The 24,470-nt window shown below is 70.7% G+C and carries 22 protein-coding genes and 2 tRNA genes; 20 read left to right on the top strand and 4 right to left on the bottom strand.

Annotated features, from left to right (window positions below):
• From ACIRQH_RS25265 to obgE, 4 genes are all read left to right on the top strand, one after another.
• The coding region (locus ACIRQH_RS25265) for an iron-containing alcohol dehydrogenase family protein (RefSeq protein ID WP_388864574.1) at positions 1-948 on the top strand (948 nt) is incomplete at its 5' end.
• A gap of 199 nt (positions 949-1,147) precedes the next feature.
• Positions 1,148-1,468, top strand: a complete 321-nt coding sequence (gene rplU / locus ACIRQH_RS25260; protein WP_081221565.1) for a 50S ribosomal protein L21 — start codon at positions 1,148-1,150, stop codon at positions 1,466-1,468.
• A gap of 16 nt (positions 1,469-1,484) precedes the next feature.
• Positions 1,485-1,739, top strand: a complete 255-nt coding sequence (gene rpmA, locus ACIRQH_RS25255) for a 50S ribosomal protein L27 (protein WP_107016287.1) — start codon at positions 1,485-1,487, stop codon at positions 1,737-1,739.
• Positions 1,740-1,929: 190 nt separating this feature from the next.
• Complete coding sequence (gene obgE, locus ACIRQH_RS25250; protein ID WP_358821420.1) at positions 1,930-3,366, top strand: GTPase ObgE; 1,437 nt, start codon at positions 1,930-1,932, stop codon at positions 3,364-3,366.
• A 229-nt stretch (positions 3,367-3,595) separates the two neighbouring features.
• Here the strand turns inward: obgE and ACIRQH_RS25245 are convergent, their stop codons facing one another.
• Complete coding sequence (locus ACIRQH_RS25245; protein WP_404227034.1) at positions 3,596-5,704, bottom strand: hypothetical protein; 2,109 nt, start codon at positions 5,702-5,704, stop codon at positions 3,596-3,598.
• A gap of 535 nt (positions 5,705-6,239) precedes the next feature.
• Between ACIRQH_RS25245 and proB the strand changes: the two genes are divergently transcribed.
• From proB to ACIRQH_RS25220, 5 genes are all read left to right on the top strand, one after another.
• Entirely contained in the window at positions 6,240-7,346 is a 1,107-nt protein-coding gene (gene proB, locus ACIRQH_RS25240; protein WP_388864579.1) for a glutamate 5-kinase, read from the top strand.
• Positions 7,347-7,541: 195 nt separating this feature from the next.
• Positions 7,542-8,000, top strand: a complete 459-nt coding sequence (locus ACIRQH_RS25235) for a hypothetical protein (RefSeq protein WP_358821456.1) — start codon at positions 7,542-7,544, stop codon at positions 7,998-8,000.
• 61 nt (positions 8,001-8,061) lie between these two features.
• The gene (locus ACIRQH_RS25230; protein WP_358821423.1) at positions 8,062-9,348 is read left to right on the top strand and encodes a glutamate-5-semialdehyde dehydrogenase; all 1,287 of its coding nucleotides are present in this window, start codon (positions 8,062-8,064) and stop codon (positions 9,346-9,348) included.
• Positions 9,349-9,515: 167 nt separating this feature from the next.
• Positions 9,516-10,151: a hypothetical protein gene (locus ACIRQH_RS25225; protein WP_404227033.1), complete on the top strand. Its 636-nt coding sequence runs from the start codon at positions 9,516-9,518 to the stop codon at positions 10,149-10,151.
• Positions 10,152-10,275: 124 nt separating this feature from the next.
• Positions 10,276-11,343 carry a hypothetical protein gene (locus tag ACIRQH_RS25220; RefSeq protein WP_388864583.1) on the top strand — a complete coding sequence of 356 codons (1,068 nt, stop codon included), beginning with the start codon at positions 10,276-10,278 and terminating at the stop codon, positions 11,341-11,343.
• A 34-nt stretch (positions 11,344-11,377) separates the two neighbouring features.
• On the opposite strand, the gene ACIRQH_RS25215 is transcribed toward ACIRQH_RS25220, so the two are convergent.
• The gene (locus ACIRQH_RS25215; RefSeq protein ID WP_358821457.1) at positions 11,378-12,535 is read right to left on the bottom strand and encodes a M48 family metallopeptidase; all 1,158 of its coding nucleotides are present in this window, start codon (positions 12,533-12,535) and stop codon (positions 11,378-11,380) included.
• Between the two features lie 103 nt (positions 12,536-12,638).
• Here ACIRQH_RS25215 and ACIRQH_RS25210 point away from each other — a divergent pair, with 103 nt between their 5' ends.
• The 10 genes from ACIRQH_RS25210 (at position 12,639) to ACIRQH_RS25165 (ending at position 18,063) form a co-directional block, all read left to right on the top strand.
• Positions 12,639-12,797 (top strand): hypothetical protein, encoded by a 159-nt coding sequence (locus ACIRQH_RS25210; RefSeq protein WP_358821426.1) that lies wholly within the window; start codon positions 12,639-12,641, stop codon positions 12,795-12,797.
• Between the two features lie 142 nt (positions 12,798-12,939).
• Entirely contained in the window at positions 12,940-13,101 is a 162-nt protein-coding gene (locus ACIRQH_RS25205) for a hypothetical protein (RefSeq protein WP_095934250.1), read from the top strand.
• Between the two features lie 70 nt (positions 13,102-13,171).
• Positions 13,172-13,900 (top strand): nicotinate-nucleotide adenylyltransferase, encoded by a 729-nt coding sequence (gene nadD / locus ACIRQH_RS25200; RefSeq protein ID WP_358821427.1) that lies wholly within the window; start codon positions 13,172-13,174, stop codon positions 13,898-13,900.
• A gap of 19 nt (positions 13,901-13,919) precedes the next feature.
• Positions 13,920-15,707 carry a LytR C-terminal domain-containing protein gene (locus ACIRQH_RS25195; protein WP_404227032.1) on the top strand — a complete coding sequence of 596 codons (1,788 nt, stop codon included), beginning with the start codon at positions 13,920-13,922 and terminating at the stop codon, positions 15,705-15,707.
• Positions 15,708-15,817: 110 nt separating this feature from the next.
• Entirely contained in the window at positions 15,818-16,261 is a 444-nt protein-coding gene (gene rsfS / locus ACIRQH_RS25190) for a ribosome silencing factor (RefSeq protein ID WP_358821429.1), read from the top strand.
• Positions 16,258-16,944 carry a histidine phosphatase family protein gene (locus ACIRQH_RS25185; RefSeq protein WP_358821430.1) on the top strand — a complete coding sequence of 229 codons (687 nt, stop codon included), beginning with the start codon at positions 16,258-16,260 and terminating at the stop codon, positions 16,942-16,944. The genes rsfS and ACIRQH_RS25185 overlap by 4 nt, the downstream gene beginning before the upstream one ends.
• A gap of 118 nt (positions 16,945-17,062) precedes the next feature.
• Positions 17,063-17,135: transfer RNA gene (locus ACIRQH_RS25180), tRNA-Ala, on the top strand.
• A gap of 282 nt (positions 17,136-17,417) precedes the next feature.
• Complete coding sequence (locus ACIRQH_RS25175; protein WP_358821431.1) at positions 17,418-17,591, top strand: hypothetical protein; 174 nt, start codon at positions 17,418-17,420, stop codon at positions 17,589-17,591.
• Between the two features lie 3 nt (positions 17,592-17,594).
• On the top strand, positions 17,595-17,828 hold the full coding sequence (locus ACIRQH_RS25170; protein ID WP_010986886.1) for a hypothetical protein: 234 nt from the start codon (positions 17,595-17,597) through the stop codon (positions 17,826-17,828).
• A 162-nt stretch (positions 17,829-17,990) separates the two neighbouring features.
• Positions 17,991-18,063: transfer RNA gene (locus tag ACIRQH_RS25165), tRNA-Ala, on the top strand.
• A gap of 66 nt (positions 18,064-18,129) precedes the next feature.
• Here ACIRQH_RS25165 and ACIRQH_RS25160 read toward each other — a convergent pair.
• Together ACIRQH_RS25160 and ACIRQH_RS25155 are read right to left on the bottom strand one after the other, a co-directional pair.
• Positions 18,130-19,749 carry an NADH-ubiquinone oxidoreductase-F iron-sulfur binding region domain-containing protein gene (locus ACIRQH_RS25160; protein WP_358821432.1) on the bottom strand — a complete coding sequence of 540 codons (1,620 nt, stop codon included), beginning with the start codon at positions 19,747-19,749 and terminating at the stop codon, positions 18,130-18,132.
• A complete protein-coding gene (locus ACIRQH_RS25155) occupies positions 19,746-21,056 on the bottom strand; it encodes a cytochrome b/b6 domain-containing protein (RefSeq protein ID WP_404227031.1) in 1,311 nt (436 codons plus the stop codon). Before ACIRQH_RS25155 ends, ACIRQH_RS25160 begins: the two co-directional genes overlap by 4 nt.
• A 422-nt stretch (positions 21,057-21,478) precedes the next feature.
• Between ACIRQH_RS25155 and leuS the strand changes: the two genes are divergently transcribed.
• Positions 21,479-24,364: a leucine--tRNA ligase gene (gene leuS, locus ACIRQH_RS25150; RefSeq protein WP_358821434.1), complete on the top strand. Its 2,886-nt coding sequence runs from the start codon at positions 21,479-21,481 to the stop codon at positions 24,362-24,364.
• The last annotated feature ends 106 nt before the right edge of the window (positions 24,365-24,470 follow it).

Below are 24,470 nucleotides of genomic sequence, written 5' to 3'. Positions count from 1 at the left end.
ATCGCTGTCGCGGTCAGTACCGGGTCGGGTGCCAGGCTCCGCGAGCGTCTGACGCCGGCACTGCCGGGCGCGACCTGGTACGAGGTCGGCGGCGGCACCATAGACGACGCCGTGCGGCTGGCCGACGAGATGAAGTCGGGCCACCACGACGCCGTGGTCGGTCTGGGCGGCGGCAAGGTCATCGACTGCGCCAAGTACTCCGCCGCGCGCATCGGCCTTCCCCTGGTCGCCGTCGCCACCAACCTCGCGCACGACGGCATCTGTTCGCCGGTGTCCATCCTGGACAACGACGCGGGCCGAGGCTCCTACGGTGTGCCGACCCCCATCGCGGTGGTCGTGGACCTCGACGTGGTCCGTGAGGCGCCGATCCGGTTCGTCCGGTCCGGCATCGGCGACGCGGTGTCCAACATCTCGGCGGTCGCGGACTGGGAGCTGGCCAACCGGGTCAACGGCGAGAAGGTCGACGGTCTGGCGGCCGCGATGGCACGTCAGGCGGGCGAGGCCGTGCTCCGGCACCCCGGCGGCTGCGGCGACGACGGATTCCTGACCGTGCTGTCGGAGGGGCTGGTGCTGTCGGGCATCGCCATGTCGATCGCCGGTCACACCCGGCCCGCATCGGGGGCGTGCCACGAGATCAGTCACGCGCTCGACCTGCTGTATCCCAAGCGGGCCGCGGCCCACGGCGAGCAGGTGGGGATCGGCGCGGCCTTCGCCATGCATCTGCGGGGCGACCGTGCGGGGTCCCGGCTGATGGCGGACACGCTCCACCGGCACGGGCTGCCGGTGGTGGCGGCGGAGATCGGCTTCGGCGTCGAGGAGTTCGTGCGGGCCGTGGAGTTCGCTCCGCGGACCAGGCCCGGGCGGTTCACTGTCCTGGAGCATCTGGATCTGTCGCCGGACCGCATCCGGGAGGCCTACGCCGACTACGTCGCGGCGGTCTCCGGCTGAGCCGGGCCCGGTTTGACCCCGGTGGGGAGGGTCTCGTAACCTGGACCGTCGGCGTGTCCATTGACACGCCACATCCCCGTAAACCTCATTCCTCCCGGGACCAGGCGCGTTCTGCGCGCTTCGAGCCCTGGTAGAGGCCGCTCGCACCCGCCGGCGGCTGGACTGCGGGGGTTCGGTTCCGAGCGAGAGAGAGATCCGCGTGTACGCCATCGTGCGCAGCGGTGGTCGCCAGCACAAGGTTGCTGTCGGCGACATCGTTGAGGTTGACAAGATTTCCACTGCCAAGGTTGGCGACACGGTCGAACTCTCGACCCTGCTCGTTGTCGACGGCGAAGCCGTGACGAGCGACCCCTGGGTCCTGGCCGGCATCAAGGTCCAGGCCGAGATCGTGGATCACCACAAGGGCGTCAAGATCGACATCCTTCGCTACAAGAACAAGACCGGCTACCGCCGTCGTCAGGGCCACCGCCAGCAGTACACGGCGATCAAGGTCACTGAGATCCCCGCGGCTGCGAAGTAAGGGTAGGGACTGAGACATGGCACACAAGAAGGGCGCATCGTCCACTCGGAACGGTCGCGACTCAAACGCTCAGCGGCTCGGTGTGAAGCGCTTCGGCGGTCAGACCGTCAACGCCGGTGAGATCCTGGTCCGCCAGCGTGGCACGCACTTCCACCCCGGCGTCAAGGTCGGCCGTGGCAAGGACGACACGCTGTTCGCGCTGGCCGCCGGTGCGGTCGAGTTCGGCACGCACCGCGGTCGCAAGGTCGTGAACATCGTTCCGGTCGCCTGATCCAGTCCCGTCGAGGCTGATCCGGTTCCACGCGGACCGGATCCACTGCCTCGGGGCCCAGGCTCCGTAGAACAGAGTTCTTCGCGAGGCGGACCTCACTTCCCCCACGGGAAGAGGGTCCGCCTTTCGCGTGTTACGTAAGAGACATTCCGTACGTACAGAAGTAACCGAAGTGCTGGAGGCACCCCACATGACCACCTTCGTGGACCGCGTCGAGCTGCATGTCGCCGCGGGTAGCGGAGGTCACGGCTGTGCCTCCGTACACCGGGAGAAGTTCAAGCCGCTCGGCGGCCCGGACGGCGGCAACGGCGGCCGTGGCGGTGACGTGATCCTGGTCGTCGACCAGTCCGTCACCACGCTGCTCGACTATCACCACTCACCGCACCGCAAGGCCACCAGCGGCAGGCCCGGCGAGGGCGGCAACCGCTCCGGCAAGGACGGCCAGGACCTGATCCTGCCGGTGCCGGACGGCACGGTCGTGCTCGACAAGGCGGGCAACGTCCTCGCCGACCTCGTCGGACACGGCACCTCGTACGTCGCCGGAGAGGGCGGCCGCGGAGGCCTCGGCAACGCCGCGCTGTCCTCGGCCCGCCGCAAGGCGCCCGGTTTCGCGCTGCTCGGTGTGCCCGGTGGCTTCCAGGACATCGTCCTGGAGCTGAAGACCGTCGCCGACGTGGCCCTCGTCGGCTACCCGAGCGCGGGCAAGTCCTCGCTCATCTCCGTCCTGTCGGCCGCCAAGCCGAAGATCGCGGACTACCCCTTCACGACCCTCGTGCCGAACCTGGGCGTCGTGACCGCGGGTGACACCGTCTACACCATCGCGGACGTTCCCGGCCTCATCCCCGGCGCCAGCCAGGGCAAGGGCCTCGGCCTCGAGTTCCTGCGCCACGTCGAGCGGTGCAGCGTCCTCGTCCACGTCCTGGACACGGCCACCCTGGAGTCCGAGCGCGACCCGATCTCCGACCTCGACATCATCGAGGAGGAGCTGACGCAGTACGGCGGCCTGGACAAGCGGCCCCGCATGGTCGTCCTCAACAAGATCGACGTGCCGGACGGCAAGGACCTGGCCGAGATGGTGCGCCCCGAACTGGAAGCCCGCGGCTACCGCGTCTTCGAGGTCTCCGCGGTCGCCCACATGGGCCTGAAGGAGCTGTCCTTCGCGCTCGCCGAGGTGGTCGCCGGTGCACGTGCCGCGAAGCCCAAGGAGGAGGCGACCCGCATCGTCATCCGTCCGAAGGCGGTCGACGACGCCGGATTCACCGTGGTGCAGGAGGAGGACGGCCTCTTCCGCGTACGCGGCGAGAAGCCCGAGCGCTGGGTGCGCCAGACCGACTTCAGCAACGACGAGGCCGTCGGCTACCTCGCCGACCGGCTCGCGCGCCTCGGCGTCGAGGACAAGCTGACGAAGGTGGGCGCCCACTCCGGCGACGGCGTCGCCATCGGCCCCGAGGAGAACGCGGTCGTCTTCGACTGGGAGCCCACCTCCATGGCCGGTGCCGAGATGCTGGGCCGCCGTGGCGAGGACCACCGCTTCGAGGAGCCGCGCCCCGCCACCCAGCGCCGCCGGGACAAGCAGGCCGAGCGGGACGAGTCGCAGAAGGAGTACGACGACTTCGAGCCGTTCTAGACGGACGGCCGTGAGCCGTCCTCCAGGACCGGCGAGACAGCGAAAGCAGCACCGCGGGCCCGACCTCTCCGGAGGCCGGGCCCGCGTTGCTGCGGCGGCCCGCGTCAGGCCGGCGGATCGCGAGGTCCGCTCTCCCCCTGCCTCCGGTCCGGGGGAGCGCACTAAAGAGGGCCGGCGACTCGTGGTCGAGTCGCCGGCCCTCTTTTCAGCTCTGCTCAGCTGCGCCGTGTCACGCGTTGACCGAGTCCTCGGCGCCGTTGTCCTCGGAGTCCGTGTCCGAGCCGAGGCCCTGCTCGGACTCGTGCGCGGAGTCCTCGGCCGCCCCGCGCTGCGAGGGGATCTCCGCGGCGAGACGGGCGGTCATCCGCACCCGGCGCTCGTCCGCCTTCGTGGACAGGTCCGCGATCGCCGCGTCGAAGCGGGCCAGCGACGGCGGGTCCGAGGGGCCCAGCAGGTGCTCCTTGAGGTCGACGCGGGCCGCCGTGAACTCGTCGCGCTCGGGGTGGCGGACCGCGTCCAGGAGGGCCGGGACGCCGTCCGCGGCCGGCGAGAGGATCGCGCCCGCGGACACCGTCGGGAACCCGGCGCGGAAGGCCGCCTCCGTCATGCCCGAGGTGTTGGCGACCGCGTACGGCTTCTCGCTGGAGAGCCAGTCCGAGACGACCGAGGAGACGTCGCTGATCAGCAGGTCGGCCTCGTTGAAGCAGGTGAAGATCGCCGGACGCGGGCCCGTGACGATCTGGTGCTCCCACTCCGGGAAGGACGCCCAGAAGGCGGACTCCCACGCCGTCGTGGCCCGGGCGATCTCCGCCTCGCGGTCGCCGCGCGGCGCGCCCTGGAGCAGCATCCGCTCCATCTCGTCCGCGCTCGTCCGGAAGGCGGTCGAGGTCAGGGTGTCCAACTCGGCCGTGCGGCGCGCCAGTTCGGCGGCGGCCTCCGTGCCGGGGCGGGCGCCGGAACGCCGGGTGTTGGCCTCGCGGATCATCGCCATGATGCGCTCGTTCGCCGCGCCGGCGCGCGGGTCGACGGAGCCGGTCATCGGGTGCGGCTTGTACAGCAGGCGCACCCCCTCGTCGGCGAGCAGGTGGCGCACGATGTTCTCGCCGGCCAGCACCACCGAGGTGTTGCCCGGGTTGCCGTCCCAGCCCTCCCAGGTGGGGGCGTAGAGGACGGTCGTGTACGTGCCGGTGGGCGGGCCCGAGGAGAGGCGTATCGGCGTCAGCTGCGGCCTGCCCACCTCGACGATGTCCTTGTCCCCGACGCCGACCTCGGCGAGCGCGTACCGCTCACGGGCGGCGGGACCGGCGACCCACACCTCGTCGTACGCCTTGGCGTACGGGTTGCAGGAGGACAGCTTGTCGCTCTCGCCGTGGTTGATGAACGCGTGCTTGATCGTGGGGATGCGCAGGACCTGGGAGGTCTTCGCGGCGTTGGCCGGGTGCAGCATCATCTTGAGCGTCGAGTTCTCCAGCGAGAACATCGTGGAGACCTTGGGGAAGCACATGATCGGGACGTCGGTCGCGTCGATCTTCTGCACCATGAAGCGCTCACGCAGCACGATCAGCGGCCGGGCGTCGATCTGCGAGAGCGTCGAGAGCCACATGTTCGCCTGGTACGCGGACGTGGTGCCGCCCGAGAAGTACATGGCCACGGTGGGCTGGTAGTCCGCCAGCCACGAGTCGACCCACTCCATGACCTTCGCCTCGCTCTTGGCGCGCTTCTTGGGAAGCAGCCAGGTGCCGAGGTAGACGGTGCCGCCGAGGGCCAGGGCGACGGCGATGCCCTCGCCGATGCCGCCCCAGAGGGCGTTCGTGGTGGCGGCGGTCACGAGCAGGCCGGCCGTCGCCGGGACGGAGAGCGCCAGCAGCCGGTGTCCCTGGCGGCGGGCCAGGATGCGCGGCGGCGCGGCGGTCAGTCGCAGCGCGGACGCGTCGATGTTGCGGGTGACGACCGGCAGCGTCCTGGTGCGGCGCACCAGGACCGAGACGGCGTGGCACGCGAAGTGCAGGGCGTAGAGGACGCATATCGCGATCAGCAGCGGCGCCTGCTCGTGCGTCGGGTTGATGCCGTCGATCCGCAGCAGCCCCACCATGATCAGCATGTCGCGCAGCAGCTGGCGGACGGTGACGTCGAAGCGCACCTTGCCGAGCAGCGAGAGCAGGCCGGGGTCGCGGTACTGCAGATACACGTCCAGAAGGAGACCCGCCGCGCTCGCGGCGACGAACACCGGGACGTTCGGCAGCAGCGCGGAGACGATCTGGGCCGTGAGGAAGGCGAACATCGCGAACAGCGCGGAAAGCTGCACGATGCGACGGGGGGCGAGGCCTGCGGAGGGCACGGGCTGGGCTCCTGCGAGGGGGATGCAGCGGATGGGGGATCGTGCGGCCGAGCTGTCACCAACAGACGGCCGACGACTGACCGTATGACCTGAAGACCCGGCTAGCAATCTTCCGTGGGAACTATCACTGCATAGGGCACATAATGCCCGGCGACTCTGTGAGCGAGCCCTCAATGGGCCGTGTGCCGACTGGCCCGGCGCGGGTGGGCGACCCCTCCGGTAGCCCCCGGAAACACAGGCCGACAGCACCCCGAGACCTCTCTCCGACACACCCCTGAACCCCCGCATCTGCACACCCCTGAACCCCGCACTCGCACGCCCCGGGCCCCCTCTCCGGCGCGCCCCCGCGCGCACCCCGCACCCCTGAGCCGGCGCGCTCCGGGAACCACGCTCCGTCGCGGGCCGTGAACCCTGGGCGTCCGCCCGTCGGAACGGGCGATCGCCGGGGAGACCCGCTCGCGTAGATTGCAGGCACCGGGCTGGTCGGAACATTGGGGATGGCGTGTCAGCGGCAAGGAATACGGTGCGGGCGGACGTGGCCGAGGCCCACAGGATCGTCGTCAAGGTGGGCTCCTCGTCGCTCACCACCGCCTCCGGCGGCCTCGACGCGGACCGGGTCGACGCCCTCGTCGACGTCCTCGCCAAGACACACGGCGGCGGCGCGCGCGAGATCGTCCTCGTCTCCTCCGGAGCCATCGCCGCCGGACTCGCGCCGCTCGGGCTGCGCCGCCGCCCCAAGGACCTCGCCCGCCAGCAGGCCGCCGCCAGCGTCGGCCAGGGCCTCCTGGTGGCCCGCTACACGGCCTCGTGCGCCCGGTACGGCATCCGCGTCGGCCAGGTGCTCCTCACCTCCGACGACACCAGCCGCCGCTCCCACCACCGCAACGCCTCGCGCACCCTCGACAAGCTGCTCGCGATGGGCGCCCTCCCGGTCGTCAACGAGAACGACACCGTCGCCACGGACGAGATCCGCTTCGGTGACAACGACCGCCTCGCCGCCCTCGTCGCCCATCTCGTCCACGCCGACCTGCTCGTCCTCCTCTCCGACGTGGACGGCGTCTATGACGGGGACCCCAGCCGGCCCGGCACCTCCCGGATCGCCGAGGTCCGCGGCCCCGCCGATCTCGTGGGCGTCGAGACCGGCAGCGCGGGCAAGGCCGGTGTCGGCACGGGTGGCATGGCCACCAAGATCGAGGCGGCCGGGATCGCCGCCGCCGCCGGCATCCCGGTGGTGCTGACCAGCGCCGTCCACGCGGCGGACGCCCTCGCCGGGCGGGACACGGGCACCTACTTCCACGCCACCGGAAAACGCTCCGCCGACCGGCTGCTCTGGCTCCAGCACGCCTCCACCCCGCAGGGCGCGCTCACCCTCGACGACGGCGCCGTCCGCGCGGTCGTCCAGGGACGCAAGTCGCTGCTGCCCGCGGGCATCGCCTCCGTCGAGGGCGAGTTCACCGCCGGGGACCCCGTCGAACTGCGCGACAGCACCGGCAGGGCCGTCGCACGGGGACTGGTCAACTTCGACGCCAAGGAGATCCCCCAGCTGATCGGCCGCTCCACCCGGGAGCTGGCACGGGAACTGGGACCCGCCTACGAGCGTGAGGTCGTCCACCGTGACGACCTCGCCCTGCTCAACCCCTGAGTCACCCGTCCCGGCGTTCACGGCCGCATCCTGGATCAACTGTCCGCTACACCCGTAAACGGCCGATTCCGCCGCCCCCACCGGGGGACGTTCCGTAAAACCGCCACACGACGGCTTCTCACCTGCTCAACTTTGTGACAGGGAGAGTCCGGGATTCGGTACGACCATCGGGTTAAGGAGGCCGTCGTGAGACGAGTGCGCCCTGGGGCGGCGGCGTCCCGCGGTGGTCCCGCCTCCCGTGCGGCGGGCGAGGAGAGAGCCCTCACGAGCGTCGCGGCCGGTGACACCTACGAGGGCGAGCAGCCCGTCGAACAGCCCCGGCTCTGGCACGTCACGCTGAGCGTCTCGGGCGGCGAGGCACCGTTGACCGAGGTCAGGCGCGGTCTCGAACAGCTCGCTCACGACCACCCCTTCCTGCTGACCAGCCGGTACGCCAACGACCACGCGGAGATCCGCTACTGGGAGGAGGCCCGCGACCTGCACGACGCGGCGGCGGTCGCGCTGCGCCTGTGGGGCGAGCACCGGCAGACCGCCAAACTCCCGCCCTGGGAGATCGTCGGCCTGGAGGTCATCGACCGCGAGACCTACCACCAGCGCATCGCCGAGGGGTACGGACCGCTGCCCGCGACCCCCGTCGGAGTTCACCCCTTTTGAGCCTGTCTCGGGGTGTGGGACAACCGCCGAACCGTCGTGCCGGGCGCACTACGCTTCCCCCATGACCACGCTCTCGCCGTACGACTCGATGTCCCCGGTCACCCAGGCCGCCTACCGCGCGAAGTCCGCCGCCGCCGACCTGGCGCCCCTGCCGCGGGCCGAGAAGGACGACGCGCTGCTCGCGATCGCGGACGCGCTCGAGGTCCGTACGAGCGAGATCGTCGCCGCCAACGCCAAGGACATCGCGAAGGCCCGCGAGGCCGGCACCAGCGAGACCGTCATCGACCGGCTCACGCTGACCCCCGAGCGGGTGCGCGCCATCGCCTCCGACGTGCGGGACGTCGTGGCCCTGCCCGACCCGGTCGGCGAGGTCGTCCGCGGCTCGACCCTCCCGAACGGCATCGACCTGCGCCAGGTCCGCGTCCCGCTCGGCGTCGTCGGCATCATCTACGAGGCCCGCCCGAACGTGACCGTCGACGCGGCCGCCCTCTGCCTGAAGTCCGGCAACGCGGTCCTGCTGCGCGGCTCCTCCTCCGCCCACGAGTCGAACAGCGCCCTCGTGCGGGTCCTGCGCGACGCGGTGGGCGGCGCCGGACTGCCCGCCGACGCCATCCAGCTCGTGCCCGGGGAGGGCCGCGAGTCGGTCCGCGAGCTGATGCGCGCCCGCGGCCTGGTCGACGTCCTCATCCCGCGTGGCGGCGCGTCCCTGATCCGCACGGTCGTCCAGGAGTCCACCGTGCCGGTCATCGAGACCGGCACCGGCAACTGCCACGTGTACGTGGACGCCCAGGCCGACCTGGACATGGCCGTCGACATCCTCATCAACTCCAAGGCCCAGCGCCCCAGCGTCTGCAACTCCGCCGAGACCCTCCTGGTCCACCAGGACATCGCCGCGGAGTTCCTGCCGCGCGCCCTCGACGCCCTCGCGGACGCCGGTGTCACCGTGCACGCGGACGAGCGCGTCCTCGCCTACGCGAAGGACTCCCGGGCCACCGTCGTCGAGGCCACCGCCGAGGACTGGGACACCGAGTACCTGTCCTACGACATCGCCGCGGCCGTCGTCGACTCCCTCGACCGGGCCGTGACACACATCCGGCTGTGGAGCTCCGGTCACACCGAGGCCATCGTCACGACCTCGCAGCAGGCCGCCCGGCGCTTCACCCAACTGGTCGACTCCGCGACGGTCGCGGTGAACGCCTCGACCCGCTTCACCGACGGCGGCCAGTTCGGCTTCGGCGCCGAGATCGGCATCTCCACGCAGAAGCTGCACGCGCGGGGCCCCATGGGGCTGCCGGAGCTGACGAGCACGAAGTACATCGTCACGGGCGACGGCCACATCCGCCGCTGATCCGCCGCGACCACAGGGCCCACGGGAGTGCCGGGGCGCCGGGGGCCCGTGGGGCGACCGCACCGGCCTACAGGGGCGCACGGGGCGCACGAGGGGTGGTGCGCGGCCTGCCGCCCGCGCACGACGTGTCTCGTCAGGTGGATGAATTTCCGTACCGTCTGCCCAAATTGACCCCCCAGGTCTACTCTGGATCCGTGCCGGAGGACGTGGGGGGCACGCCGTTCCCTGACGGCTGGGAGCCCGACGACAACCGTGACCGCGGGGGTGCGGACGAAGAGTTCGCCTCCGTGGTCTTCGACGAGGACTTCGTCCGGGCGGCCGTGATCCACGAGCCGACCGCGGTGGAGAGGCTGCTGTCCGCCGCGCAGGCCCGCGCGGAGGCGTCCGAGGCCGAGGCGCGCCGGGCGCACGCCCGCGGCGCCCGCTCCGACGACTACGAGGACGGCTTCGGGCCGGACGACCTCGGCGATTTCGGCCACGATCCCGACCTGGACGACCTCGACGACAGCGACCTCCTCGAAGGCCGCTACGGCGCCCCGGGGACGTACGGCCGGCTCTACGGGAAGCACGCCCGCTGGCACCGCCCGGTCGCCTGGATACTCGCCCTCGTCATGGGCGTCGGCATGGTCGCCCTGGCCTTCACCGCGGTCTACCGCGGCGCTTCCGGCGCCCACGACGAACAGATCCCCTCGCCCGCCTCCACCGGCCTCGAACAGGGCCGCGAGAAGGTCACCGGCACCGTCCCCTCCGCCTCGGCCGACTACTCCCAGCCGGCCGTCTCGGCGGTGCCGCGAACCCCCTGACGGCGAGTCGCCCGGCGGAGCCGTGACGATCCCTCGAACAGCCCGGCCGTCCTGGTGGGAACCTGTCAGAACTTGTCGCACACCGCAGCGTTTACCGAGGCTCCCTGAGACCTACTCTGAAGGTATGGGCGGGCCTGGAGACCCACCTGAGGGGACACCCGAGGGCGCCCCCGCCGGTGGAGAGGACGAATACCGATCCGTCGTCTTCGACGAGTCGTTCGTCCGTGCTGCCCGCCTCCAGGAGTTCTCCGCCCAGGAGCGCATGGCCGACCACAGCCCGGCCGTGCGCCGCCGGCCACCCCTGCGGCGCGGACTGTCCCGGCAGGCACTGGTCCTCGTCCTGCTGATCGCCATCGCCTTCGGCACCGCGATCTACATGGGTGTGCGCCACCCCTACCAGACCCCCACCACCCAGCCGGCCGAACCGCTGCGGATGACCGTGATCCCGCTCGCCCCGCAGACCGCGGTGCCCGGCTCCACGGACCCCGAGAAGCTGTACGCCGACAGCCCGGCCGCCCAGTTCCGCATCGGCGCCGACGGCATCACGCTGCCCGCGTCCCGGCGCACCGCGCACTTCTCCGACAGCCAGGTCGTCAGCGCCCTGACCACCGCCAAGGACTACCTCGTCGAGTCCGCCCTCGACCCGAGCGTCCTGACCGGCGGCGCCACCCGGCCCGTACGGATCCTGCTCGACCCGCGCCAGCTCGACCAGTTCGACCAGAGCTTCGAGCACCCCATGGCCGACGGGCGGCACGCCCCGACCGGCTGGCTGATCCGCTTCGACGCGACCCGGGCCCGGCTCGCCGACCAGCGGATCCGGGTCCAGGGCACCCTCCAGGCCGCGGAGTTCGACGCGAACACCCTGGAGGTCATCGCCGACCACACCTTCGTCTACGCGCTCAGGCCGGCCGGTGCGGAGGCCAAGGCCAAGGCCTCCCTGTTCACCGTCCGGCGCGAGCTGCACTTCCGCTTCGACCGCGACGACCTGCGCATGCACCAGGTCCAGCTGGCGGTGTCGTACGTCCAGGCCGGCCCGCTCACCTGCTCCGACGACTCGGTGAGCCGGCTGCACCCGCTGCTCGCCGGCCAGACGGCCCGGGCGGGCGGCCCCGCCGGAACCGACCCGTACGCCACCGGAAGCGCCACGGCCCTGTGCGGGACCCTGGCCCGGAGCGCCCAGCCGAAGCTGTAGCCGGCGAAATGACCGCAGCCGTCCGACGGCCCGGTCAGCCGCGGCTGTCGGTGCCCTCGTCGTCCGGGCGGCCGTCCCGCGGCGCGTCCGCGGCCCCGCCGTCCTTGCCGCCGCCGGTGTCCTTGCCGGCCGCGGAGTCCGTGCCGCTGCCGCCCCCGAAGCCGCCGAAGCCGCGCCGGACCCGGCCGCCGAGGTCGCCCGCGCCGCCCGCGATGTCGCTGACCAGCTTCATCAACGGGTCCTTGGAGTTCTTCATGTCGGTGGCGTAGCTGGCCGCCGACTGCCGGAAGGAGTCCGACACCGAGGTGTCCTTGTCCTCGTCGCGCCGCGGGTAGTGACCGTCCATGATCCGCTGGTGGTCGCGGGACTCCGCCCACTTCTTCAGCTCGGCCGCGCGGACCGCGGTGAAGGGGTGCGTACGGGGCAGCACGTTGAGGATCTTGAGCACGGAGTCGCGCAGGTCGCCCGCCGACTCGTACTCCTCGGCCTGCGCGAGGAACGCGTCCACGTTCATCTCGTGCAGGTGGTTGCCGCCCGCGATCTTCATCAGGCCGCGCATCGAGGCCCGCAGGTCCTGGCCGACCAGGAGGCCCGCACGGTCCGCGGACAGCTCCGACTTGCGGAACCACTCGCGCAGCGCGGTCACGATCGCCATGATCGCGAGGTTGCCCAGCGGGATCCAGGCGACCCGGACCGCGAGGCTGGTGAGGAACAGCAGGATCGTCCGGTAGACGGCGTGACCGGACAGCGCGTGGCCGACCTCGTGCCCGACGACCGCCCGCATCTCCTCCTCGTCCAGCAGCTCGACGAGTCCGGTCGTCACCACGATGATCGGGTCGTCCAGGCCGATGCACATCGCGTTCGGCTGCGGGTCCTGGTTCACGTACATCGGCGGGACCTTCTCCAGGTCCAGGATGTAACAGGCGTCCCGCAGCATGTCGTTGAGGTGCGTGAACTGGGCGTCCGAGACCCGCACCGAGTCCGACAGGAACAGCAGCCGCAGGCTCCGCTCGGGCAGCAGACCGCTGAGCGCCTTGAAGACCGTGTCGAAGCCGCTCAGCCGGCGCAGGGCCACCAGGGCCGAGCGGTCCGCCGGGTGTTCGTACGCCCGCGACGAGATCCCCTCGAAGCGCCTGCGCTGCCTGCTCGGCACCTTCTCGTGCCCGTTCCGCTCGTGGCCGCCGTCGGACATGTGATCCCCCATGTGCGTCTGAGTGCCTTATGTGCCCCCGAGGCAGGGCCCAGCCTAGGCGGAGATACCGTGGACGGGCAGTACAGCGAAGGAGTCGTACGTCATGGAGCACATCCCCACAGCCGCCTGGCTCACGGAGGCCGCGCACGCGGCGGACAAGCAGGGCCCGGGCAATCTGCTCCGCGTCGTGCTGATCGTCATGGTCATCGGCGTGGTCCTGGCCGCCTGGTTCCTGCTGCGCGGGTACAAGCGCGAGGACTGATCCGGTTCGGGACGGCCGCCGGCCCGGGCGGTCGCGGGCAACCGGCTTCCCCAACGGCGGAGTCGGCGTGTTCGCGGCCGGGGTGCCCGCATACGATGAGCCGACGTCTTTATCCCGCCGACACCGGATAGGTCCTGCCGAGATGAGCTTCCACAGCACCGCCGCCCAGTTGGTCACCGTCGCCGCCGAGGGCGAGAACGGCGGCAACCACGAAAGCCTCAGCCCGTACCTGACCGGCGGCGGGGCCCTGTTCATCCTGCTTCTGCTGCTGTGGATCACCACCCGCTTCAACCGCGACCGCTGAGCCCCACCGGCCCCGTTCAGGGGCCCCTGTCGGCCGGAGCCCGTCGGCCGGGCCGGTAGGGTCTGCACGCATGGGAGAGCAGGACATGCCTACCGGTCCGGCGAGTGACACGGACAGCGGCGCCGACGGCGCCGCCACGGGCGGCGCGAGTGGCACGGCCGGCAGCGCGGCGAAGCGGCTGACGGCCGGCCCCAAGGGCGGCCCCTCGAATCCGGGCAAGCGCCGCCTCGGCGTCATGGGCGGCACGTTCGACCCGATCCACCACGGTCACCTGGTGGCGGCCAGCGAGGTCGCCGCCCAGTTCCACCTCGACCAGGTCGTGTTCGTGCCGACCGGCCAGCCGTGGCAGAAGACCGACCGCAAGGTCACCCCGGCCGAGGACCGCTATCTGATGACGGTCATCGCGACCGCCGAGAACCCGCAGTTCTCGGTGAGCCGCATCGACATCGACCGCGGCGGCCCGACCTACACGACGGACACCCTGCGCGACCTGCGCTCGCTCAATCCCGACGCGGACCTCTTCTTCATCACCGGCGCCGACGCGCTCGGCCAGATCCTCACCTGGCGCTACACCGAAGAGCTGTTCTCCCTCGCGCACTTCATCGGGGTCACCCGGCCCGGTCACACCCTGACCGACCCGGGTCTCCCGGAGGGCGGTGTCTCGCTCGTCGAGGTTCCCGCGCTCGCCATCTCGTCCACAGACTGCCGTGCGAGAGTCGCCAAGGGCGATCCCGTCTGGTACCTGGTGCCCGACGGTGTGGTGCGCTACATCGACAAGCGTGAGCTGTACCGCGTCTAGTGAGCCGAGAGGGGCACCGGTGAACGACCGATACGACGGATACGCGGGCGGCGAACCGTACGAACTCGTCGGCTACGACGAGTTCGGGCAACCCGTGTACCGGCAGGTGCCGCAGCAGCCTGCCCAGGGGTACGACGGCTACGGCGCCCAGCAGCAGGGCTACGGCTACGACCCCTACGCGACGGGCACCCAGGAGCCCGTCCAGCCCTACGACACGGGCCGGCAGCAGCCGGCGTCCCCCTATGACACCGGTCAGCAGCCGACGGTGTCGCCCTATGACACAGGTCAGCAGCCCACGGTGTCGCCCTATGACACCGGTCAGCAGCCGACCGCCCCGTCGTACGGCTCCTACGACGCGTACGGCACCGGTGCGCCCGGCGCCGGCGGGCCCGCCGGGACCACGTACGACCCCTACGGCCGGCAGGGCGCGGGCACCGGCCAGCAGCCCCGGGTCGCCGAGCAGACCGCGTACATCCCGCAGCAGGCCGGGCCCCCGAAGGACGACGACAGCAGTACCGACCGGGACTACCGAACCGAGCAGTTCGCCTTCGTCGAGGAACCGGAAGCCGAGTCCGAGGACGTCATCGACTGGCTGAAGTTCACCGAGAACCGCACCGAGCGCCGCGAGGAGGCCAGGCGCCGCGCGCGCGGCCGGGTCGTCGCGCTGGTCGTGGTCCTCGCCCTCGTCGCGGTCGGCGGCGCCGGCTACCTCTGGTACGCGGGCAAGCTGCCCGGGACGGCCTCGGACACCAAGCCCGGGACCACCACGGCCGTCACCGCCCAGAAACGCGACGTGATCGTCGTCCACCTGCACAACACCAAGGGCGGCGGCACCTCCACGGCGCTACTCGTCGACAACACCACCACCCGCCAGGGCACCACCGTCCTGCTGCCCAACTCCCTGGCCCTGACGGACGACGACGGCTCGACGACCACCCTCGCCCAGTCCGTCGACGGCGACGGCTCGTCCGGCACGCGGGACGCGGTCGACACCGTGCTCGGCACCAACATCCAGGGCACCTGGCGGCTCGACACCCCGTACCTCAACAACCTCGTCGAGCTCGTCGGCAACGTCGACATCACCACCAACGCCGACGTGCCGGACCCCGAGTCCAAGAAGAAGGGCGAGCCCCCGCTCGTCAAGAAGGGCACGGGCCAGACCCTCAGCGGCAAGATGGCCGTCGCCTACGCCACCTACCGGGCCCCGGGCGAGGCGCAGAACGCACAGCTGCAGCGGTTCGGCCAGGTCATGCAGGGAGTGCTGCGCAAGCTGTCCTCCGACAAGCAGGCCGCGACGACCACGGTGCAGACGCTGGCCCAGATCCTCGACCCGTCCCTGACGGACCAGGACCTCGGCGCCTTCCTCGCCAAGCTCGCCGACCTGGCCAAGGGCGGCGACTACAAGACCGCGCTGCTCCCGGTGCAGCAGGACGGCACGCTCAGCGAGAACGCCTCCAACAGCGTGATCAAGGACATCCTCGGCGGTACGGCGAAGAGCCCGGACGCCGACGCCGCGGTCCGCGTCGGCATCAAGAACGCCACCGGCGCCAAGGCGGCCACGGGACAGGCCCGCGTCGTCCTGGTCAACGGCGGCTACACCTACCTGGACGCCGGTTCCGCCGGCGCGGCCCAGAGCGTGTCGCAGATCACCTACGGCGACGCGGCCAAGAAGGGCGACGCCGTGGAGGTGGCCAAGACACTGGGCCTGCCGACCAGCACGGTCAAGAAGGGCACGGTCACCAACAACGCCGACGTGTCCGTCGTCCTCGGCCAGGACTACAAGATCGACACCGTGTCCAAGGGGTGACCGGCCACGCCCCGGGGCGGCCCGGGGCGTGGCCGGCCGAACGCGTGGGGGGTCCTCGGCGGTCCGTGAGACCCTTGAGTCACAACTGACCGCCGACGGAAAGCCGCGTAGTGACCGCCACGGACCGCTCCATCGAGCTCATCAAGACCGCCGCGCAGGCGGCCGCAGACAAGCTCGCGCACGACATCATCGCTTACGACGTGAGCGATGTGCTCTCGATCACCGACGCCTTCCTGCTGGCGTCCGCCCCGAACGACCGCCAGGTCAAGTCGATCGTCGACGAGATCGAGGAGCGCCTGAACAAGGAGCTCGGCGTCAAGCCGGTGCGCCGCGAGGGCGACCGCGAGGCCCGCTGGGTCCTGCTCGACTACGTCGACATCGTGGTGCACGTCCAGCACAGCGAGGAGCGCGTCTTCTACGCCCTCGAGCGCCTGTGGAAGGACTGCCCCGAGCTGGACCTCCCCGAGGAGGCCAAGGCGACCCGCGGCAAGGGCGCCGAGCACGCCAAGTTCCAGGCCGAGGAGGACTCCGCCGAACTGGAGGAGCTGCGGTGAGCAGCGGGGCCGAGAAGAGGCCGGGCGCCGAGAGCGGCGGCAGGCCGGGCCGGGGCCGCCGCGTCATCCTCTGGAGGCACGGCCAGACCTCGTGGAACGTGGAGCGCCGCTTCCAGGGCACCACGGACGTCGCGCTGACCGAGACGGGCGCCGGGCAGGCCCGGCGTGCCGCCCGGCTGCTCGCCTCGCTGAAGCCCGACGCCATCGTCGCCTCGGACCTCCAGCGGGCCGCGAACACGGCCGCCGAACTGGCCGCGCTGACCGATCTCGAGGTCACCCACGACGAGGGCCTGCGGGAGACCTACGCGGGCGTCTGGCAGGGCCTGACGCACGACGAGATCATCGCCCGCCACGGCGAGGAGTACGCCGCGTGGAAGCGCGGCGAGGCGGTGCGCCGCGGCGGGGGAGAGCTGGAGAGCGAGGTCGCCGACCGCGCCGCCCCCGTGGTGCTGCGGCACGCGGAGAAGCTCCCCGACGACGGCACGCTCGTCGTCGTCAGCCACGGCGGCACGATCCGCACCACCATCGGCCGTCTGCTCGGCCTGGAGTCCCAGCACTGGGAGAGCCTCGGCGGGCTGTCCAACTGCTGCTGGTCCGTCCTCGGCGAGGGCGCCCGCGGCTGGCGGCTCCTCGAGCACAACGCCGGCACGCTGCCCGAACCGGTGCTCGGCGACGACGACTGAGCGGTGCTCCGGAAGGCCTCCGTCCGGTCCCGCGGGCCCGGACGGACCGGATTTCACTTTCCGGCTGGTCGCAGGCTAAAGTTCTTCTTGTTCGGCCCGCAGGGCGGGAAGAACGTACGGGGCTATAGCTCAGTTGGTAGAGCGCCTGCATGGCATGCAGGAGGTCAGGAGTTCAATTCTCCTTAGCTCCACAGATCGACTCCGTTTCGAGTTCTCGAAGGGTCGATGATCGCTTGTAAAGATCCCGTCCCCGGCAGGGGGCGGGATTTTTCGTTGTTCTCCGCTTGAGTCAGTTGGCGCCGCCGGGCGTATATCTCTGCGGACACCCTCCTGGCGTGCACGTATGCGCGGGCCGTGACTGCCGCGCCGGGTGCCGTGTCCGGACTGGTACGAAGGCGTCGCTGACCGTATTGCCGCTGCCGTGGCAGAATCAAACGGCCGGAGGGGGCGCGGCCCGACGGGAGGGAGAACCGATGCCTGCCAGCATCCTCGAGGAGGTCGACGATCTCCCCGAAGCGGTACTGACCCGGAAGCCAGCCACCCTCCTCGACTGCCTGTCCTGCGGATCGGTCCACATCGCCCAGGTTCTCGGCGACAACGGCGGGATCTCCTACGTGTGCACGGCCTGCGGCCACAGCTGGAGCTGATCGATGGGTGCACACAGGCGGAAGTGCGATTGGTGCGGCAGTGGTACGCCGATCGTCCGCGACATGGAGCCGGTCAACCACGACTACCAGTACTGGTGCGAGGAGTGCGCGCGGGCACTGATCATAAAAGGCGACCCGATCGAGACGTATCGGGAGCTGGAGGGCGAGCCGATCTACGGACGGCTCCTCGACGAACACTGCACCCTCAAGCGGTTCTACTCGTTCGCCACGGCCTGACCGGGGAGTGCTCGACCCCAATCACCGAATCCGACATATGCCGTCAATCGGCGCGTGCGGGAAACGATTTGGTGGTTCCCCAGGGGGACCGTGTAATGTTGGCGTCGCCGCCGGGGAAACCGGGCGGAACGGCCGAGAAGCGGTTTTACCGCTCGGTCGCGAGGGGCTATAGCTCAGTTGGTAGAGCGCCTGCATGGCATGCAGGAGGTCAGGAGTTCAATTCTCCTTAGCTCCACAGCAGTTGAAAGCGGGCCACCCGGATCGGGTGGCCCGCTTCTTCGTGTTCAGCGTGCTCGCGCGCTCACCGGCCGCTGCCCAGCGCGCGGCGGCCGCGCCCCTGGGACAGCACCGGCAGGTTGTTGCGTGCCGGCGCGGCGGACCGGGTGTCCTCCTCCAGGCGCAGGGCGAGCGCCGGGCAGCGCCGCACCGCCCGCAGGGCCTTCGCCTCGGCGTAGCGCGGCACGGAGGCCTGCGCGACGGTCGGGAAGCCGTCGGCGCCCAGTTCGAAGACCTCGGGGAGGATGTCGGCGCACAGGCCGTGCCCGCGGCACAGCGTCCAGTCGACGTAGATCTTCTGGCGGCTGGAGCCCGTCTCCTGCTCGTCCTGGCCGCCGGGGATGCCCGTGGGGAGCCTGCCGCCCTCGAAGAGCGGCAGAACGCCCTCCACGGGCCGTCCGCAGCCGTTTCCGAGGACGTGGGCGGCCAGGTCGTCCGTGAACGCCTTGAGGGTCGACTCGATGAACATCGCCGAGCCGTCCGGGTGGGAGCACGCGCCGCGCCGCTTCACGGACTTGGCGACCTGCTTCACGGCCTCAAGGGCCGCGGGGCCACCACCGTTCAGGATGTCCTCCAGGCCGCGGGCCGCGGCAGGCAGGCCGAGATAGCAGGGACCGCACTGTCCCGCGCTCTCCTCGGCCAGCCACTGGGCCACCCGCAGCGATTCGCCGAGCGGGCAGGTCTGCTGGGTGATCGGCATGATCGCGCCGGCGCCGAGCGCGCCGCCCACCGCGGCCAGGTTGTCGCGCGAGACGATCGCCTCGTTGACCGCCGCCGCGTCGAGCCACTTGCCGTGGTAGCCGCCGGTCAGCACGCCCTGCGGCATCGGCGGGGCGCCGGCCAACTGAAGGACGTAACGCAGCGGCACGCCGGTGGGGACCTCGATCACCATGGGGCGCGCGACCGCGCCCGAGACCGTGAGCATGACCGTGCCGGGCTCGTCGTACAGGCCCGTGTTGCGGTAGCGGTCCGGGCCGATGCGGGCGGCGATGGCCAGTTGGGCGAAGGTCTCCGCGTTCGACAGCAGGGTGGGCGCACCGCCCACGCCGCTCTGCGACGCGCTGATCTTGCGGCCCGGCGGGATGGCGGGGCCGCCGTCGATCGAGCGGACCAGCGAGGCGGCCGCGCCGGTGACCATCCGCACCGGATTGCGCTGCACGCGTGCGCGCAGCGGCGATCCGCGCCGGTTGCTCAGGCCGCGCTCGGCCAGTGCGGCCTCCATGGAGCGCTGTGTCGACTCGCGGGTCACACCGATCACGAGGGTGCGTGCGCCCATGGCCTCCGCGGCCAGCAGGGCGCCGTCCAGGATGAGGTGCGGGGCACGGTTGATGAGCACCGTGTCCTTGCGGCAGGCCGGTTCGTCCTCGCTTCCGTTGACGACGACCACCGGGCGGATGCCCTTCTTGATGGCCGATTCGGCGACCGAGCGCAGCTTTTTGGCGAAGGGGAAGCCGGCGCCACCGCGCCCCTTCAGGGAGATCGCCTCGGCGAGTCCCGCGAGTTGTTCCCCGCCCATCGGTTCGAGCGGACCGTGCACCTTCAGGTGCATGGGCAGATCAAGACGTTCAACCAGGTCGAAACCCGACGTGAGCTGCGGAAGTCCGACGACGCGGACCTCCGGGACGTCGGGCAGGGCCTCGTTCACTTAAAGCCTCCGGAAGGGGCGTTCCATGATTCACCGGAGCCAGGAGCGTCGAAGGCGCCCGGCAGTACGTCAGGCGTGGGACCGCTGTCGTACGTGTCGTTGGTGTTGTACGTGCGATAGGCCCCGTTCGACTCACCGGTGTCGTACACGTCACTCATGCCGTACGCGTCGACGGCCGGATTGTCATAGACCGGGATGTTGTATCCGGTGTCGGCCAGCGGGTCGTAGGCCGACTGCGGGGCCTCGCCGACGGGGGGCGGCGAGGGGATGGGCCAGCTGCCCGACGTGCTGCCGGTGTCGACGCGGGGGAACACCTCGGTCGGCTGCATGTTCAGCGGCATCTGGAACTGCTGCGTCCCGCCGACCCCGAAGCCGTCACCCCCAGGGGTGGACACGGCCCGGTAGGCCGCGGCGAAACCAGCTGTGTCCGCGTTCGTCGCGCTGGGGTCCGAGGCGGATTCGTACGGCGCGGAGGGGGAGTCCGTGCGCTGGGAGGGGACGAAGTTGCCGCCGACGGGCGGGCGGGCGGAGCGTGCCGAGAAGCCGGGCAGCGGGGCCTCCGCGTTGGCCGCGCGGGAGGCGTCCAGGTCCTCGCGGAACCCGCGGGCACCGGGGCCGTTGTTGTCGCCCATGACCGCCAGGACGCGGGCGGCGACCTTGCGTTTCACGGGGGCGGGCGCCGCCCGCAGGGCCAGCGCCGCCATGACCGCGACGAGGCACAGGCTGTAGAGGATGGTGAAGATCGGCTTCGCCTGTCGACCCGCGTAGAGCCCGTGGATCAGCGCCGCGCACCAGGCGGGGTAGGCCAGCATGTGCACCGCGCGCCAGCGGGCCGCGACCGGTGCCGGGGAGGCGAAGGCGCTGCGCAGCGCACCGGTGATCGCGGTGAAGACCATGAGCAGCCCGGCCAGCGAGCCGAAGCCGATGAGCCCGGCCGTGCCGGTGACGCCGAGCCCGAAGGGGACGAAGGTGGCGAGCAGGGTGGTGTGGTCGAGCGCCAGTTTGACCGTGACGTGCAGCAGCAGGAAGACGACGGAGGAGACGGCGGTGGTCCGGTGCACGGCCTGTGCCACCAGCCGCTGGCGGGTGTTCAGGAAGATCCGGTCGGTGGCGACGAGGCCCCAGATCACCGAGCACGACAGGGCGACCAGCGTCAGTACGCCGGCGCCGAAGTTCAGGAAGTCACGGACTCCATTGCCTCCCGCCAGAACGACCACGGGGATGAGGAGAAGGGCGGCAGCACTGGCCGCCCCGTAGGCCGAACGGCCCGCTCGGGGAAGCGAGCTGTTGTTGCGACGAGGGTTCACGGAGGGTTACTCCCAACGGTTCGGGGAAGCGGTCCCGAAGCCGCACTCTAAGTCGAGAGATACGGGCGAGTTCGAGGTTTGAGTTATTGCGTTGTTACCAAAGGGCCATGAGGTCCTTGTGTTGTCCGCTGGTGTCCGTTACGCGAAGTAATATTTGAACTTTATTCAGCTTTTTCGGTGCTCGGAACGGGTGGCACGCAGTGCCGGACGGCCCCGAAACCTCGTCGCGGCCCGCGCAGGCGCTGCGGTACCCTGACGCCATGCGTGCCGTACGCCTTCTGCTTAGCGAGCCGCGCTGATCAGTCCCGAACCACTGACGAATCGTGGTCGGAATCGGCGCGGCGTCCCCTCCTGTGCGAGGGGCTTTTTCATTTCCTGAGTGTCAGCCGCTGGCAGAGACGATCGATGGAGCTTTGAGGATCATGAGCGAGACGAACACCGCTGCCACCGCCGAAGTGGTAGCGCCGCACCGCTACACGGCCGCCCTGGCGGCCGACATCGAGGCACGCTGGCAGGACTTCTGGGACGCCGAGGGCACGTACGAGGCGCCGAACCCCGTCGGGGACCTGGCGGGCGACCCCGACCTGGTCGCCAAGCCCAAGAAGTTCATCATGGACATGTTCCCGTACCCCTCGGGTGCGGGCCTGCACGTCGGGCACCCGCTGGGCTACATCGCGACCGACGTCTTCGCCCGCTTCCAGCGCATGACCGGTCACAACGTCCTGCACACCCTGGGCTTCGACGCCTTCGGCCTGCCCGCCGAGCAGTACGCCGTGCAGACCGGCACGCACCCGCGCGCGTCCACCGAGGCCAACATGGAGAACATGAAGGTCCAGCTGCGCGCGCTGGGCCTGGGCCACGACAAGCGCCGGTCGTTCGCCACGATCGACCCCGAGTACTACAAGTGGACCCAGTGGATCTTCCTGCAGATCTTCAACTCCTGGTACGACGACGAGGCCTCCAAGGCCCGCCCGATCGCCGAACTGGTCGCACAGTTCGAGTCCGGTGAGCGCGGCGTCCGCGGCGACCGCTCCTGGAACGAGCTGAACGCCGCCGAGCGCGCCGACGTCCTGAGCGAGTACCGCCTGGCGTACGCCTCCGAGGCCCCGGTCAACTGGTGCCCCGGCCTGGGCACCGTCCTGGCCAACGAGGAGGTCACCTCCGACGGCCGTTCCGAGCGCGGCAACTTCCCCGTCTTCAAGGCCAAGCTGCGCCAGTGGAACATGCGCATCACCGCCTACGCGGACCGCCTGCTGGACGATCTGGACGCCCTGGACTGGCCCGAGGCCATCAAGCTGCAGCAGCGCAACTGGATCGGCCGCTCCGAGGGTGCCCGCGTCGACTTCCCCGTCGACGGGGAGGCCATCACGGTCTTCACCACCCGCCAGGACACCCTGTTCGGCGCGACCTACATGGTGCTGGCGCCCGAGCACCCGCTGGTGGAGAAGTTCACCCCGGCCGCCTGGCCCGAGGGCACCCACGAGGCGTGGACCGGCGGCCACGCGACGCCCGCCGAGGCCGTCGCCGCCTACCGCGCGCAGGCCGCCTCGAAGTCCGACGTCGAGCGGCAGGCCGAGGCCAAGGACAAGACCGGAGTCTTCACCGGCGTGTTCGCGACCAATCCGGTCAACGGCGAGAAGGTCCCCGTCTTCATCGCCGACTACGTGCTGATGGGCTACGGCACCGGCGCGATCATGGCCGTCCCCGCGCACGACACCCGCGACTTCGCGTTCGCCCGCGCCTTCGAACTGCCCGTGCGCTGTGTGGTCGAGCCCTCGGACGGCCGCGGCACCGACGCCTCCACCTGGGACGACGCCTTCGCCTCCTACGACGCGAAGATCGTCAACTCCGCCGGCGACGAGATCTCCCTGGACGGCCTGGGCGTCGTCGACGCCAAGGCGCGCATCACCGAGTGGCTGGAGCGCCGGGGGATCGGCCGGGGCACCGTCAACTTCCGGCTGCGCGACTGGCTGTTCAGCCGCCAGCGCTACTGGGGCGAGCCCTTCCCCATCGTCTACGACGAGGACGGCATCGCCCACCCGCTGCCCGAGTCGATGCTGCCCCTGGAGCTGCCGGAGGTCGAGGACTACTCGCCGCGCACCTTCGACCCCGACGACGCGAACACCTCCCCCGAGACCCCGCTGTCCCGCAACGACGACTGGGTGCACGTCACCCTGGACCTGGGCGACGGCCGCGGCCCCCAGAAGTACCGCCGTGAGACCAACACCATGCCCAACTGGGCCGGTTCCTGCTGGTACGAGCTGCGCTACCTGGACCCGCACAACGACCGGAAGCTGGTCGACCCGGTCGTCGAGCAGTACTGGATGGGCCCCCGCGAGGGCCAGCCGACCGGCGGCGTCGACCTGTACGTCGGCGGCGCCGAGCACGCCGTGCTGCACCTGCTGTACGCCCGCTTCTGGTCCAAGGTCCTGTTCGACCTGGGCCACGTGTCCTCGGCCGAACCGTTCCACAGGCTGTTCAACCAGGGCATGATCCAGGCCTACGTGTACCGCGACAGCCGCGGCATCGCCGTACCGGCCGTCGAGGTGGAGGAGCGCGACGGCGCCTGGTACCACCAGGGCGAGAAGGTCTCCAGGCTGCTGGGCAAGATGGGCAAGTCCCTGAGGAACGCGGTCACTCCGGACGAGATCTGCGCCGAGTACGGCGCGGACACCCTGCGCCTGTACGAGATGGCGATGGGCCCCCTGGACGTGTCCCGCCCCTGGGACACGCGCGCGGTGGTCGGCCAGTACCGCCTGCTGCAGCGGCTGTGGCGCAACGTCGTCGACGAGGCGACCGGCGAGGTCACGGTCGTCGACACGGCCGAGGCCGACATCGACGAGAGCACGCTGCGTGCCCTGCACAAGGCCATCGACGGAGTGCGCCACGACCTGGAGGGCATGCGGTTCAACACCGCCATCGCCAAGGTCACCGAGCTGAACAACCACCTGACCAAGGTGGGCGGCCCGGTCGCGCGCCCGGTCGCCGAGGCCCTGGTCCTGATGGTGGCGCCGCTGGCGCCGCACATCGCCGAGGAACTGTGGCGCCGACTGGGCCACACCGCGTCGATCGTCCACCAGGACTTCCCGGTCGCCGACCCGGCGTACGTCGTGGACGAGACCGTGACCTGCGTCGTGCAGGTCAAGGGCAAGGTCAAAGCCCGTCTGGAGGTCTCCCCGGCGATCTCCGACGACGAGCTGGAGAAGGTGGCGCTGGCCGACGAGAAGGTCGTCGCGGCACTGGGCGGCGCGGGGATCCGCAAGGTCGTCGTGCGCGCGCCGAAGCTGGTCAACATCGTCACCGCGTAGCCCGACGGCTTCGTCGCCGCGGCTCGGGGTAGTCCCCTACGGGCAGGTTCGGGGTTCTTCCGGAACTCCGAACCTGCCCGCAGCGTTTACCGTTGAGAGCGCGGCC

This window comes from Streptomyces sp. NPDC102279, assembly GCF_044766365.1.
GTDB lineage: Bacteria > Actinomycetota > Actinomycetes > Streptomycetales > Streptomycetaceae > Streptomyces.
The sequence above is the reverse complement of the archived record's forward strand: the minus strand, read 5'-3'. Positions and strand labels throughout refer to the sequence as shown.